The organism is Natrinema zhouii (genome assembly GCF_013456555.2).
Classification (GTDB): domain Archaea; phylum Halobacteriota; class Halobacteria; order Halobacteriales; family Natrialbaceae; genus Natrinema; species Natrinema zhouii.
Genome location: NZ_CP059154.1, coordinates 142118 through 155057, shown reverse-complemented (window position 1 = coordinate 155057; position 12940 = coordinate 142118). Strand labels below are relative to the sequence as shown.

The window sequence follows — 12940 nt, the reverse complement described above, 5'->3', positions numbered from 1 at the left end:
TCCGGTTTCTTTTCCACCCTCCGCCTCCTCGTATCGGACATGACCGAGACGCTGTTTCTGAGCAGTAGCGCCGTCGCCGACCTCGCGTCGCCGACCGAATACGTCGATGCCGTTCGCGAGGGCTATCGCCAGCGCGGAAACGGCGCGTCCGCACAGCCGCGATCGAAGTTCTTCCGTGCCGACCCCGAGGGGATGTTCACGAGCTACGCCGCCATCCTTCCCGAAACGGGGGCGATGGGTGGCTACATGTACAGCGCGGGCTTCGGTGCCGCCGACGCCTGGTTCATGACGCCGTTGTTCGACGCCGAGAGCGGCGCGCCCCTCGCCTTGCTCGACGGTGCGAGCATGAACCCGCACAAGACCGGCGCCGCCGGCGCCGTCGGCGTCGACAAACTCGCTCGCGCGGACGCCGACACCCTCGCGGTCATCGGCAGCGGTGCCCAGGCGCGCGGTCAACTCCGCGCGACCGCGACGGTCCGCGACTTCGCCGACGTCCGCGTCTACTCGCCGACGCCCGAGAATCGCGAGGCCTTCGCCGACGATTTCGACGAGTCGCTCGAGGCCTCGGTCCGAGCGGTCGACTCGAGCGCGGCCGCCGTGACCGGCGCGGACGTGGTGATCACCGCGACGAAGGCGAGCAAGCCGGTTTTCGATGGCGACGACCTCGAGCCCGGCACGCACGTCACGGCGATGGGGCAGTACTCGCCGGACAAGCGGGAACTGGATACGACGACGGTCGCGAACGCGACGTACGTCCCCGACCTCCGCGAGCGAGCGACGTTCGACGCCGGGTCGTTCATGCGGGCGCTCGAGGAGGGTGCCATTACGGAGGATCACATTCACGCAGAGCTGGGTGAGATCGTCGCCGGAAACGCCTCCGGTCGAACGAGCGACGACGAGATCACGGTCTTCGACAGTGGCGGGACGGGTATCGAGACGGTCGCGGCCGCATACCTGCTCTACGAGCGCGCACGGGACGAGGGGCGCGGGACCGAGATCGATTTCGCACCGGCGAGCGAGGCGCTGACGGGAGACTGAGCGCTCGAAAGTGAGGAGACTCGTCGTCGCGGGCAGAGAGAAGCATTACAACCGAATCTCTTGGAATCCGTCGCAGGTGAGGGATTCGGTTCTTTCATCGGTACGTACAGGCAATGTATTGATCGATCCATACGTCACCGGTACGTTTCTGCCGTCCGAGTCGCCTCTCGCGTTCAGTTATCGTCGGAGAGGCTGCGACCGGGACACTATCAGTGGCCGGTGGCAGGTTCCGGTTCGGAGAACCGAAACGCGCTGAACCGACCGAGCAGTACGACGAGTCCGACTCCGACGACGAGCGCGCCGAGCAAGTATGGGACCGTCGCACCGTAGTGCTGGCCGAGATACCCTGCGGTGATCGGTGCGAACGCGCCGCCGGTGAACCGGAGACTGTTGAACGCTCCCGAAGCGGCGGACCGGCTGTGGGATGAAATTCCCATCGCGAGCGTCGACAGGTTCGCGTTCAGCATTCCACAGAGGAGTCCGGCGATTATGACGAGTCCGGAGAGCACCCCGGTAGCGCTCGAAAGCCACATCAGACACAGAATTCCCGCGAAGACGGCGAGCGCGCCACCGGTTGCCTCGGGCGTCCCGAACCGCCGGTTCAGGCGCGGCGAGAGGACGGCCGATCCGACGATCACGAACAGCCCCCAGGCGAAGAACACGAGACCGATCCGGAGCGCACCGAGGCCGAGGACGAGCGGGGTGTACGCGAGCAACGTGAAGAAGCCGAAGGTGTAGAGCATGCCGATGACTGCGTTCGTGAGCACGCCCGTATGGCGGAACGTCCCGACGACGTCGCGAATCCCTTGCTGGCGTTCGGCGTCCGGTTCGGTGACCGTGGTGACGACGAAAGCGAACGCGATAATCATCAGGATGCTGGTCCCCGCGAACGGCAGTCGCCACGACTGTGCACCGAGCAGGCCGCCGAGGAGCGGCCCACAGGCGATGCCGAAGCCGAGGGACGCCTCGTAGAGGGTGATCGCCGTCTCGCTGCTCCCGCCGGCCACGCCGACGATGATGGCGAGCGCCGTCGTGGTGAACAGCGCGTTCCCGAGTCCCCAGAAGCCGCGGAGAATCGCGAGGGATTCGATCGTCGACACGAGCGCGCACGCTCCCGCGAAAACGGCAACCGTTGCAATCCCGAGGAGCATCGTGTTTTTGCTCCCGATTCGCGTGGCAAGCGCACCTGCAACCAGGTTAGCGATGCCCATCACCAGGAGGTAGCTCGTGAAGAGGAACATCACCATGAAGTGGGACGCACCCAGCTCACGCGCGATACTGGGCAGAATCGGATCGACGATCCCGATTCCGAGGAAGGAAACGAACGTTGCGAGCGCTGTTGCAAGAACAGCCGGATCGAAATTTCGAAGACCCATACAGTGGAGGCACTCTCTCGCACGTAATAACCTGTCGGAAATATTATAATTATGTGTTTAGCGTACCACGGGAATACGTTCTCACAACTAACCGGTTGGCAGATGCGGAAAACGCATCCGAAGATTCGGCGACCGCTCGTACTCCGTGAGAGGCGACGCGACATTCAAACGTCTCGTCATCGTATCTCAGGTATGTCCCGAGCGGCAGAGCTCGTGTCCGTCCTCGAGGCGACGGACTCGCTGGCGATCGTCTGCCACGACAACCCGGATCCGGACTGTCTCGCCAGCGCGCTCGCGCTCGAGGCGATCGCGAACGACCACGACGTGGGAGAGCTGACGATCACCTACGGCGGCGAGATCTCGCATCAGCAGAACCGCGCGTTCGTCAACATGCTCGACATCTCCCTGCAGACGCTTTCGAAGACTGCGGTCGACGAGTACGAGAGCGTCAGTTTCGTCGACCACACGAGACCGGGAGCCAACACCGAAATTCCGACGAGCGTGACCCCGGATATCGTCATCGACCATCATCCCGGCGAGTCCGCCAACGCCGCGTTCGAGGACGTTCGAACGGAGTACGGCGCGACGGCGACCATCTTCGTCGAATACCTGTCCGAGCTCGACGTCGACCTGTCGTCACGGCTCGCTTCGGCGCTGCTCTTCGCCCTCCATCGCGAGCGGCTGGATTTCGTCCGCGATCCCACGCGACGCGAGTACGAGGCCGCGCTGGCGGTCTATCCGAAGGCAGACCTCGAAATCTTAGAACAACTGTACGGCAGTGCGTTCACCCCGGGAACGCTCGACGCGATCGGCCGAGCGATCGCCAGCCGCGAGCGTCGAGGGTCGGCGCTGATCGCGAGCGTCGGGAAGACGACCGAGACCGACGCGCTGCCCCAGGCCGCGGATTATCTACTCAATCTCGAGGGCGTGGATACGGTGTTAGCCTACGGCATCGTCGGCGACGCGATCCGTCTGAGCGGGCGCTCGATCGATCCGCGAGTCAACATGGGGGAGACGCTCATCGCGGCGTTCGACGAACTCGGTGCGGTCGGCGGCCACCACGACATGGCCGGCGGTCGGATCGAACTCGGACTGTTCGCAGATAATGACGAGGACACCGACGAACTGCTCGAGTTCGTCGGCTCGCGACTCACCAAACGGTTCTTCGATGCATTGAACCTCGACGATTGACGCCGACATCGACCGGCCAGTACGGCTCGCAGCGTCTCACTCGATATTGATCGAGTGACCCTCCTCGCTGGGCTCGCGTTTCGGAAGTCGAATCGTCAGAATGCCGTTGTTGACGCTCGCCTGCACCGCGTCGGCGTCGACCGGTTCGGGCAGTCGAACCTGTCGGCTGAACGATTTCGTCTTCCGTTCGCGCCGGATGTAGTTCTCGTCGTCACCGCCGCTTTCCGCCCGATGCTCGCGTTCACCCGAAATGGCGACCGTCTCGCCGGAGAGCCGTAACTCGAGGTCGTCGCTCTCGTAGCCGGGGACGTCGACGGTGACCACGAACTCGTCTCCCTCGTCAGCGAGATCGAGACTCGACGCCGAGCCCCCCATCGAGAGATCGAGCTGGCTCCGGTTGTCCATCCCCGTTTCCCACGACCGTGCCGCCGTCTCGATCCGCCGGTTTAGTCTGTCGAGCAATTCGTCGATCCCATCGAACGGGCGAGGTCGATCTGCCATGCTATCACCTGTCTAACAGAGGCGTTCGACAGCGAAAAAGGCCACCCTCAGTGACGGTTACTGTCAGTGAATTCAATATTTTCCCAGCAAAATAGCGGCAGAACCGATGGGTGGGCTGGTCGTTTTTACGCTTCCGGACGTAACGACGTGCATGACGGACGCACTATTCGTCGTCAGCGAAGAAGGGTACTGGGGAGAGGAATGCGTCGAGCCCCTCGAGACGCTCACCGAGGCGGGCGTCGAGATCACGGTCGCGACGCCGTCGGGCGATCCGCCGGTCGTCGACGAGCGATCGCTCGATCCGGAGCAGGTCGGCGAGGAGACCGCCGAACACGTCCGGGAGGTCGCCGAGACCGATGAGCGACTGAACGATCCGATCCCGGCCGCACAGGCCGACGCCGAGGGGTACGACGCCGTCGTCTTCCCCGGCGGTCACGGCACCGAGTGGGACATCAATCAGGACAAACACGCCCGTCAACTCCTCCGCGATATCGTCGAGGACGACGGCAAGGCGCTCGTCGTCTGCCACGCCGTCGGCATGCTCGGCTTCGCCCGCGACAGCCACGGCGCGTTCATCGTCAACGGCCGCGACGTAACCGGCTTCCCCAACGAATGGGAGGAAGATATCGTCGACGAGGCCGACCGCATGCCCGACGGCCGCAAGCTCCCCTATTGGGTCGAGGACGAAGTGAAAGAAGCGGGCGGCAACTGGGACGCCGAACTCGAGTCCGAGACGAGCGTCACCGTCGACGGCGACCTCATCACCGCCCGCGGCCCCGGCTCCTCGAGTGCCGCGGCCGACACCCTGCTCGAGGAACTGGACAACTGATCGGGCTTCACGGGCCACTCGATTCGAGTCCGTTATACGCGCGCCGCCCAAGGGGAACGTGTGGTTCCCGCTGAATCGAACACCGCTGCACAGACCGGTCCGGTACGGAGTCACGGCTACCGCATCACCGTCGATAACGGACGGGAGTCGTTTTTCGCGCTCAGTATCGAACGCGTCGACAGCGAGGACGCGTGGCTCATGTCGGACACCGCCGCCGCGCTCGAAAACATGCGGTAAGCGACGAACAGCCGGCGTTGACCTGGGTTTCCGTTGACACTGTTCGCGTCACGAATGAGAAGGGATTTTAGGTCATCCGTTCTTCTCCCATCCAATGAGACGTCGGACGTATCTGGCCGGCGGTGCGAGCGTGCTCGCAGGGATCGCCGTGTCAGGTCTTGTGAGCCGGCCACCGAGCAACGAGCGCCTGCTCGAGGCGGCTCGCGAGCCGTCCGGTACCGGTGAAGGGAGTTCGAACACGGAGACGATCCTTTCGGGAACCGACCACGAGACGTCGCTGTACGAGCTCGACGCGCCGAACGACGGGCCGACCGCGATGGTCTTCGGCGGCGTCCACGGCGACGAACGGAACGGGATCGAGGCCGCTCGCGAAATCTCCGACTGGCATCCCGACGCGGGGACGCTCGTCGTCGTTCCCGAGACCAATCGCGTGGCCGTCGAGAACGACGATCGCCGCGGCGTCGACGGCAACCTGAATCGACAGTTTCCGGCCGACCGTGGGCCCCAGAGCGAACTCGCAGCGGGCATCTGGGACGCCGTCGAATCCTATCAGCCGGACGTCGTGCTCGACCTCCACCGATCGCTCGGAATCTACGGCCTCCATCAGGAGTTCGTCGGCCAGGCGATCTTTCACTCGCCCGACGCCCACGGCGAGCGGCTCGCCGACCGCCTCAACGAGGATGCCGTTCCGTGGTATTTGCCGTTCCATAGGTTTACGCCCGGAGAGAGCACCCTCTCCGGGCCGTTGCTCTTCCAGCACGCCGCACGCGAACTCGGGGCGAGCGCCTATATCTTCGAAACCACCGAGTTCCTGCTCGACCACTCCACGATGGTCGAAATGTCGCGATTGGCGGCCGCACACGTCCTCGAGTTGCACGGACTGCTCGAACTCGGAGGTGACGCATGACCGGTAGAAACCGACGCGCGGCCACCGACGGTGAGCGCGGCGGTCTCTCGCTCCGTCGGATCGCGACGAGTCCGGCGACGCTCGCCACGTTCGCGTTCCTGGTCGTTCCGTTCGGACTGGGCTGGCTCGAGACGCGGCTCTTCTCGCCGCTCGCACTCCCGGGATATCTGATCTATACCATCGGGACCGCGATCGGCAACGTCATCGCGCCGCGCCTCGATTTTTGGGTCTACTGGGCGCCGTTCCTCGCCGGCACTGGCGGCATCGCCGCCGCCGTCGGCTCCGGCTACGAGTGGTGGCGCGATCGGCGAGGTGACGGCTCGAGCGAACGCCTGTAAGGACGATCTCTCGACTGCGGTCGATGGACGCTCGCGCGTGACGTCCCGCGTTGCCGCGAATCAGTCCCTTTTTACACGCAGACAGGGAATCACCATCCATGAGCTTCGAGGAAGACGACCGCGTGGTCCTCCACGACGAGCACAGCGAGTTCGACGGCGAAACCGGCACCGTCTCCCAGACGATGGAGTCGATGTTCGGCGACGTCACCTACACCATCAGCTTCGACGACGGCCAGGAGGCCGGCGTTCCCGAGGACGACCTCGAGGCGGCCGACGACGTCGACGAGGAGACAGACGCAGACGCCGACGAAGAATAGATTCCGCTCGCGGGTCGGTTCACCTCTCGAGCCGTCTCGGCGACCGTCACCACCGCGCCCACCAGACCGAATTTCGAATCGCAGATGCCACAAATCCCGCTTCACTACGTCGATTTACGGACGTTCTGTTACGCCACCGAGGACGAAAAGCGCGTCGAGGAGGCGCTCCGAACCTTCCTCCCCGACGGCGACGACGAGCCGTTCGAAATCGAGCGCGCGGAGAGCGAGGGCCACTACGGCGACCGCATCCTCGTCCTCTCGGCCCGCGTCGAGAGGGCCGACGACGTCCGCCACGTCCTCTCGCGGCTGGCCGACCTCGAGTCCTTCGACGAACTGATCGACGAACTCGACGAGCGGGTCACCGAGAACACCGAGCTCTTCTTGCGCCTCGACAAGCAGGCGGCCTTCGCCGGAGACGTCCGCCTCGGACAGGGCATCACCTTCCGCGGGAAGGTCGAGGCCTACCCGGCGAAGAAGGAACAGGCCGTCGAAAACGCCGAAGAAGTCCTCGAGCGACTGCGCGAACAGGAGTAACCGTCCTCGCTATCGATCGCTGACTTTTGGCCGATTGCTACCGTTCAGCGCCGACAGTCGATCCCCCCGTATTTCGATGTTCTCGTCCACTGGCACGGTTCACCGATCCAGTCACATCCGCTTCTCCGGGCCCGGCTCACCAGTCCAACTGACCGACTGTAATCCACCGGTTACGAAGGACTTTTGACTGGCCAGTCAGTAAGTTTCGATACCCACTGAATGACCGACGAGACGATTGACGATCTTATGGAAGCGACGTATCGCGCGCTCTGTAAGCACGGCTATGCGGAACTGACGATGCAGGATATCGCTGCGGAATCGGACAAGAGCAAGGGTACCCTCCACTATCACTTCGAGGGCAAACAGGACCTCCTCGAGTCGTTTCTGGAGTTTCTCTTGGACAGGTTCGAGGAGCGAACCCAGACGATTTCCGGCGAGACGCCGGCCGAACGACTCCACGAGTTCCTCGAGGAACTGCTGACGCCGGCGGACGAGGAGTCCGCCGAGGAGTTCCGGACGGCAATCCTCGAGATCAAGGCCCAAGCGCCGTACAACGAGGTATACCAGGAAAAGCTCGGGGCGTTCGACCGCGCGCTTCGAGAGCGCATCGCGACCCTCGTTGCGGATGGCCTCAAGGCGGGGGAGTTCCGTGCGGATATCGATCCGGACGAGACGGCCGACTTCCTTGTCACGCTGTTTCACGGCGCACAGACGCGAGCGGCCGCGGTCGATCGCCCGCCGAAACGGACGCGCCAGTACGTCCACGAGTACATCGACGAAACCCTGCGACCAGACGGGGCGGTCGGTGAGGACGCACCGACGACTGACGGGGATTCGGAGGCCGGCGAATGAGCGTTCTCGACCGACTCGTGGGGTGGCTCTCGCGTCGTCTCGGTCGACTGTCCGGGCTGTTCAAGGGCCGGGAGGAGTTCGATCTGACCGAGGGCGGGATCGCGAAGCCGCTGTTCTACCTGTCGTTGCCCATCGTGGTGACGAACCTGATGCAGACGGCGTACAACCTCATCGACACGTTCTGGCTCGGCCAGTACAGCACGGACGCGCTGGCGGCGATCAGCTTCGCGTTCCCGATGGTCTTCCTGCTCATCTCGGTTGGCATGGGGCTGTCGGTCGCCGGGAGCGTTCTCGTCGCCCAGCACATCGGCGCGGACGAGGAATCGGAGGCGGAGTACGCCGCCTCGCAGACCGTCGCCCTGTCGTTGCTCGGTGCGGGGATTCTCGGACTGGTCGGCTACGTCTTCGTCGAGGAACTGCTCGGACTCCTCGGCGCGTCGCCGGACGTGTTGCCGCTGGCGACCGACTATATGGAGGTCATCTCGGCCGGGATGCCATTCATGTTCGGTTTCTTCGTCTTCATCGCGCTGATGCGGGGCTACGGGGACACGATCACGCCGATGCTGGTGATGTTCGGCTCGGTCGTTCTCAACGTTATCCTCGACCCGTTCCTGATTTTCGGGTGGACGGTCGTCGAGAACGCACCGCTCGTGGGCACGATCGCGTTCCCCGAACTCGGGATTCAGGGCGCCGCGATCGCGACGGTCCTCTCGCGCGGGCTCGCGCTCGTCGTCGGACTGGCGATCATGTTCCGCGGGACGCGCGGCGTCCGGATTCGACTCCGCCAGATGCGACCGGACCTCTCGTACGCCCGAAAGCTCGTCAGGATCGGGTTTCCGGCGTCGATCGAGGGGATGGGACGAGCGCTGTCGATCAACCTGCTGTTGGTCATCGTCGCACTGTTCCCGTCGACCGTCGTCGCCGCCTACGGCGTCGGAACGCGCGTGTTCTCGGTCATCTTCCTCCCGGCGGTGGCGGTCGCTCGAGGCGTCGAAACGATGACCGGTCAGAACATGGGGGCCGAGAAACCGGACCGCGCGAAAGCCGCCGCCGACTTCGCCGCCCGCACCATGTTCGTTATCCTCGGTGCGCTGGGCGTCGTCGCGTGGATCGGTGCCCGGCCGATCATCGCCGTGTTCACCACCGATCCGGAGGTCGTCGAAATCGGGACGACGTTCCTCCGGTACGTCGCCCCGTCGTTCGGCTTCATCGGCGTGATGCGCTCCTACAACGGGAGCTTCCGCGGTACCGGGAAGACGCTCACCGCAGCGGCCATCGTCCTCGTGACCTACGCAGTCGTCCGCCTCCCGATCGCCGCGCTCCTCTCGCAGACGACGATGGAGTACCGCGGAATCTGGCTCGCGTTCGCCGTCTCGAACGTGGTCGGTGCCAGCCTCGCCTACGGCTGGTACCGACGGGGGACGTGGCGAACGGCCGACGTCACCGAGGGACCGACGGGACCGGCGATCGGCGACGACCTCGAGGTCGGCGAGACGGAGGCCAGCACCGACGACTGATGATCCACCCCCTTCAGTGAAGTGCCCATGCGACGACGTAATCGACCGAGCCGAATTCCGATGGGACAGTCCACGAACCATCCACACTGGCAAGTCGGCCGACGGAAACAGCACTTTGGCTACGCGAGTGACGACAGGGGGTGGTGACCGATGGTCGAAACCGTTAGTATCGATATTCTGAGTCTGCTGCTCGTCCTCTCGGTCGCGTGGGTGTTCGGCGCGCTCGCCGAGCGCCTCGGCTATCCGACGATGATGGGGGAGCTGTTCGCCGGCATCGCCTTCGGTCCCGCACTGCTCGGGCTCTTGCACCCCTCGGAACTGCTCTCGGTGCTGTCCGAACTCGGCGTGTTCCTCCTGATGGTCTACGTCGGCATGGAGGTCGACCTCCGCGAACTGTTCGAGCTTGGTCCCCAGTCGCTATTGATCGCCTTCGGGGCCTTCGTCATCCCGTTCGGACTCGGCTACGCGGCCGGCGTCTGGCTCGGCGTCTCCGTCGGGGCGGCGCTCTTCCTCGGGCTCGCGATGGCCGCCACGTCGCTCGCGACGAAGTCCCGGATCCTCGCCGACCTCGAGCTGCTGGACACCCGGATCGCGAACGTGTTGCTCGGCGGCGCGCTCGCCTCCGACGTGGGCGTGCTCATCGCGTTCGCCGGCGTCGATAGTTACGTCACCGCCGGCGGGCTCGATCCGAACGAAATCGGCGTGATTCTCCTGCAAGCGATCGGCTTCTTCGCGGTGACGCTCGTGATCGGCTACCGCTTCCTGCCGATCGCGTGGCGGTACATCGAGCGCCAGCGCGAGCGGTACGGGTTCGTCGATCGGACGACCGCGTTCACGTTCGCGCTGCTCGTCTCCCTGCTGTTCGCACAGCTCGCGACGCTCGCGGACCTGCACATGATCATCGGCGGCTTCATGGCCGGAATGTTCCTCCGGCAGGCCGACGTGGAACCCGGCCTCTACGAGCACATGCATACGGTCATGTACGACCTCGCGATGGGGCTGTTCGCGCCCGTCTTCTTCGTCACGGTCGGCTTCCAGATCACGTTCGGGGTCTTCTTCGACTCGTTCGTCGTGCTCGCAGTGTTGGTCGCCATCGCGTTCCTCGGGAAGATCATCGGCTCCTGGCTGTTCTCGCTGCCGACGTCGCTGACCTCCCGCGAGGGCCTCGTCGTCGGCTTCGGGATGAACGGCCGCGGGACCGTCGAGGTCATCATCGCGCAGGTCGCCTACGAGGCCGGTGTCATCGACGCGGAAATGTTCTCGATACTCGTCTTCATCGCCGTCTTCACGACCGCGCTCGTCCCCGTGACCGTTACGTGGGGCGTGCGGCTGCTCGAGTCGGCGGACGAACTCGTCTACGTCGATTCGGCGGCCGTGACCGAGGACTGAGTGCCGGCCGCGGCTCGTCGCCACCCGCCGAGCCGGCCGTCGTCCCAGCCGCGCTCGAGCGGGGCGCTTTTGCCGCCCGCGCCAGCAGGGAGAGGTATGCAAGTCCACGTCGTGGGTGACGATCCCGTCCGCGAGGCGGTCGTCGCCGCACTCGATGACGTCGATATCGGCGTTCGTGACGCCAATCCCGCGGATCTCGCCGACGCTCGCTTCGCGGTCGTCAGCGACGTCGCCGGCTCGGCGGCGTTCGACCGGGCGAACGAGGCCGCCCTCAAGGGGAGAACACCCTGGATCGCCGTCGAGATCGGCGGCGTCGGCGGCCACCCGATTTCGGACGTCGACGCCGCCGTCTCTGGCTTCGCGCCCGCAACCGGCTGCTTCGAGTGTCTCCGCGCGCGCGTCGCGTCGAATCTCGAGGAGCGAGCCGACGCCCCGCAAGCCGATCGCGCCGGGGCACGATTCGCCGGCGCGGTCGCCGGCCGAGAGTGCGTCGGCGTCCTCTCGGGCGACGAGCGGTCGATCGTCGGGCAGGTTCGCGAAGTCCCGTACGCCCGCCGGGAGTTCCTTCCCGTTCCGGGCTGTGCGTGCGCCGAGGCGGAACGGGATCGGTCGCTCGAGCGCGACGCCGAGACGCTCGGCCTCGATGCGGCGGTCGAACGCGCCGAACGGGCGATCGACGACCGGGTCGGCCCCGTCTCGAGCATCGCCGAAGTCGAGTCGTTCCCGGCGCCCTACTATCTGGCGACCGTCGCGGAGACGACCGCCTTCAGCGACGCGAGCGCGCCGCGACAGGCCGCCGGGGTCGCCGACGACTGGAACGCCGCGCTGATGAAAGCCGTCGGCGAGGGCCTCGAGCGCTACTGCGCCGGGGTCTACCGCGACTCCGAATTCGTTCGCGCGAGTGAGAACGACCTCGAGAACGCGGTTCCCCCGACGGCGCTCGTCCGGCCGGACGACGCACCCGCCTACGACGCCGCCGCGGAACACCGCTGGGTTCCGGGCGAAGCGCTCGAGACCGGCGAGCCGGTACACCTGCCCGCCGCGGCCGTCCAGTTCCCCCAGCCCGGCGCGTCGCTGGTTCCGGCGATCACGACCGGGCTGGGACTCGGCTCCTCGACGGTCGACGCGCTGGTGTCCGGACTGACGGAAGTGATCGAGCGCGACGCGACGATGCTCGCGTGGTACTCGACGTTCGAACCGCTCGGACTGTCGGTCGAAACGGACGCCTTCGCGACGCTCGAGCGCCGCGCCCGAAGCGAGGGGCTGTCAGTAACGCCGCTGCTCGTCACGCAGGACATCGACGTCCCCGTCGTCGCCGTGGCCGTCCATCGCGAGCCGGACGCGCTCGAGGACGGCGAGTCGATTTCGCCCGACGACGACGCGTGGCCCGCCTTCGCGGTCGGCTCGGCGGCCGGGCTCGACGCCGCGGCGGCCGCGAGGAGCGCGCTCGAGGAGGCGCTGCAAAACTGGATGGAACTGCGCAGTCTCGGCCCCGACGAGGCGGCCGACGCCGGGGGTGCGATCGGCGAGTACGCGTCGTTCCCAGAGCACACGCGGGCGTTCGTCGACGCCGATCGGACGGTTCCCGCGGCGAGCGTCGGTCCCGATCCGGTCCCGACCGGTCTCGACCGCCTCGAAGCACTGTGTTCGCGGACGGCCGACACCGGGCTGACGCCGTTTGCGGCGCGTCTCACGACCCGGGACGTCGAAGCGATCGGCTTCGAGGCGGTCCGGGTCGTCGTCCCCGGTGCCCAGCCGCTGTTTACCGACGAGCCGTTCTTCGGCGAGCGCGCGCGGACGGTACCCGACGACCTCGGTTTCGAGCCGCACCTCGAGCGGGCGTTTCATCCGTATCCCTGAGTGCGGAGTGGTTCGCCAACGTGGGGCGATCGCTCGTTGGGAGCAGATATCGAA

The 12940-nt window shown here is 65.6% G+C and carries 14 protein-coding genes; 12 read left to right on the top strand and 2 right to left on the bottom strand.

The genetic code is table 11. The features are described from left to right. Positions 1-39 precede the first annotated feature (39 nt). Positions 40-1038: an ornithine cyclodeaminase family protein gene (locus HYG81_RS19505; RefSeq protein WP_180841379.1), complete on the top strand. Its 999-nt coding sequence runs from the start codon at positions 40-42 to the stop codon at positions 1036-1038. A gap of 209 nt (positions 1039-1247) precedes the next feature. Here HYG81_RS19505 and HYG81_RS19500 read toward each other — a convergent pair whose 3' ends face one another. Next, positions 1248-2414 (bottom strand): MFS transporter, encoded by a 1167-nt coding sequence (locus HYG81_RS19500; RefSeq protein ID WP_180841378.1) that lies wholly within the window; start codon positions 2412-2414, stop codon positions 1248-1250. A 192-nt stretch (positions 2415-2606) separates the two neighbouring features. Here HYG81_RS19500 and HYG81_RS19495 point away from each other — a divergent pair, with 192 nt between their 5' ends. Continuing rightward, positions 2607-3605: a DHH family phosphoesterase gene (locus tag HYG81_RS19495; RefSeq protein ID WP_180841377.1), complete on the top strand. Its 999-nt coding sequence runs from the start codon at positions 2607-2609 to the stop codon at positions 3603-3605. A 36-nt stretch (positions 3606-3641) separates the two neighbouring features. Here HYG81_RS19495 and HYG81_RS19490 read toward each other — a convergent pair whose 3' ends face one another. Beyond that, a complete protein-coding gene (locus HYG81_RS19490) occupies positions 3642-4106 on the bottom strand; it encodes an Hsp20/alpha crystallin family protein (RefSeq protein WP_180841376.1) in 465 nt (154 codons plus the stop codon). 151 nt (positions 4107-4257) lie between these two features. Here HYG81_RS19490 and HYG81_RS19485 point away from each other — a divergent pair, with 151 nt between their 5' ends. From HYG81_RS19485 to HYG81_RS19440, 10 genes are all read left to right on the top strand, one after another. Then, positions 4258-4935, top strand: a complete 678-nt coding sequence (locus HYG81_RS19485) for a type 1 glutamine amidotransferase domain-containing protein (RefSeq protein ID WP_180841375.1) — start codon at positions 4258-4260, stop codon at positions 4933-4935. A 60-nt stretch (positions 4936-4995) separates the two neighbouring features. Further along, entirely contained in the window at positions 4996-5172 is a 177-nt protein-coding gene (locus tag HYG81_RS19480) for a hypothetical protein (RefSeq protein ID WP_180841374.1), read from the top strand. 94 nt (positions 5173-5266) lie between these two features. Then, positions 5267-6079, top strand: a complete 813-nt coding sequence (locus HYG81_RS19475; RefSeq protein ID WP_180841373.1) for a succinylglutamate desuccinylase/aspartoacylase family protein — start codon at positions 5267-5269, stop codon at positions 6077-6079. Continuing rightward, the gene (locus tag HYG81_RS19470) at positions 6076-6417 is read left to right on the top strand and encodes a hypothetical protein (RefSeq protein ID WP_180841372.1); all 342 of its coding nucleotides are present in this window, start codon (positions 6076-6078) and stop codon (positions 6415-6417) included. Before HYG81_RS19475 ends, HYG81_RS19470 begins: the two co-directional genes overlap by 4 nt. Positions 6418-6515: 98 nt before the next feature. Continuing rightward, positions 6516-6734, top strand: a complete 219-nt coding sequence (locus HYG81_RS19465) for a DUF1918 domain-containing protein (protein ID WP_180841371.1) — start codon at positions 6516-6518, stop codon at positions 6732-6734. 84 nt (positions 6735-6818) lie between these two features. Then, positions 6819-7268, top strand: a complete 450-nt coding sequence (locus HYG81_RS19460) for an RNA-binding protein (protein WP_180841370.1) — start codon at positions 6819-6821, stop codon at positions 7266-7268. A gap of 219 nt (positions 7269-7487) precedes the next feature. Continuing rightward, on the top strand, positions 7488-8120 hold the full coding sequence (locus HYG81_RS19455; RefSeq protein WP_226375992.1) for a TetR/AcrR family transcriptional regulator: 633 nt from the start codon (positions 7488-7490) through the stop codon (positions 8118-8120). Beyond that, positions 8117-9637, top strand: a complete 1521-nt coding sequence (locus tag HYG81_RS19450) for an MATE family efflux transporter (RefSeq protein WP_180841369.1) — start codon at positions 8117-8119, stop codon at positions 9635-9637. The genes HYG81_RS19455 and HYG81_RS19450 overlap by 4 nt, the downstream gene beginning before the upstream one ends. Before the next feature lie 150 nt (positions 9638-9787). Next, the gene (locus tag HYG81_RS19445; RefSeq protein WP_180841368.1) at positions 9788-11026 is read left to right on the top strand and encodes a cation:proton antiporter; all 1239 of its coding nucleotides are present in this window, start codon (positions 9788-9790) and stop codon (positions 11024-11026) included. 96 nt (positions 11027-11122) lie between these two features. Then, complete coding sequence (locus HYG81_RS19440; protein ID WP_180841367.1) at positions 11123-12886, top strand: YcaO-like family protein; 1764 nt, start codon at positions 11123-11125, stop codon at positions 12884-12886. Positions 12887-12940 lie beyond the last annotated feature (54 nt).

Bases quoted from the DNA above. Each gene is read 5' to 3' on its own strand.
- HYG81_RS19505 (WP_180841379.1), top strand. From the start codon at position 40: ATGACCGAGACGCTGTTTCTGAGCAGTAGCGCCGTCGCCGACCTCGCG.
- HYG81_RS19500 (WP_180841378.1), bottom strand. From the start codon at position 2,414: ATGGGTCTTCGAAATTTCGATCCGGCTGTTCTTGCAACAGCGCTCGCA.
- HYG81_RS19495 (WP_180841377.1), top strand. From the start codon at position 2,607: ATGTCCCGAGCGGCAGAGCTCGTGTCCGTCCTCGAGGCGACGGACTCG.
- HYG81_RS19490 (WP_180841376.1), bottom strand. From the start codon at position 4,106: ATGGCAGATCGACCTCGCCCGTTCGATGGGATCGACGAATTGCTCGAC.
- HYG81_RS19485 (WP_180841375.1), top strand. From the start codon at position 4,258: ATGACGGACGCACTATTCGTCGTCAGCGAAGAAGGGTACTGGGGAGAG.
- HYG81_RS19475 (WP_180841373.1), top strand. From the start codon at position 5,267: ATGAGACGTCGGACGTATCTGGCCGGCGGTGCGAGCGTGCTCGCAGGG.
- HYG81_RS19470 (WP_180841372.1), top strand. From the start codon at position 6,076: ATGACCGGTAGAAACCGACGCGCGGCCACCGACGGTGAGCGCGGCGGT.
- HYG81_RS19465 (WP_180841371.1), top strand. From the start codon at position 6,516: ATGAGCTTCGAGGAAGACGACCGCGTGGTCCTCCACGACGAGCACAGC.
- HYG81_RS19460 (WP_180841370.1), top strand. From the start codon at position 6,819: ATGCCACAAATCCCGCTTCACTACGTCGATTTACGGACGTTCTGTTAC.
- HYG81_RS19455 (WP_226375992.1), top strand. From the start codon at position 7,488: ATGACCGACGAGACGATTGACGATCTTATGGAAGCGACGTATCGCGCG.
- HYG81_RS19450 (WP_180841369.1), top strand. From the start codon at position 8,117: ATGAGCGTTCTCGACCGACTCGTGGGGTGGCTCTCGCGTCGTCTCGGT.
- HYG81_RS19445 (WP_180841368.1), top strand. From the start codon at position 9,788: ATGGTCGAAACCGTTAGTATCGATATTCTGAGTCTGCTGCTCGTCCTC.
- HYG81_RS19440 (WP_180841367.1), top strand. From the start codon at position 11,123: ATGCAAGTCCACGTCGTGGGTGACGATCCCGTCCGCGAGGCGGTCGTC.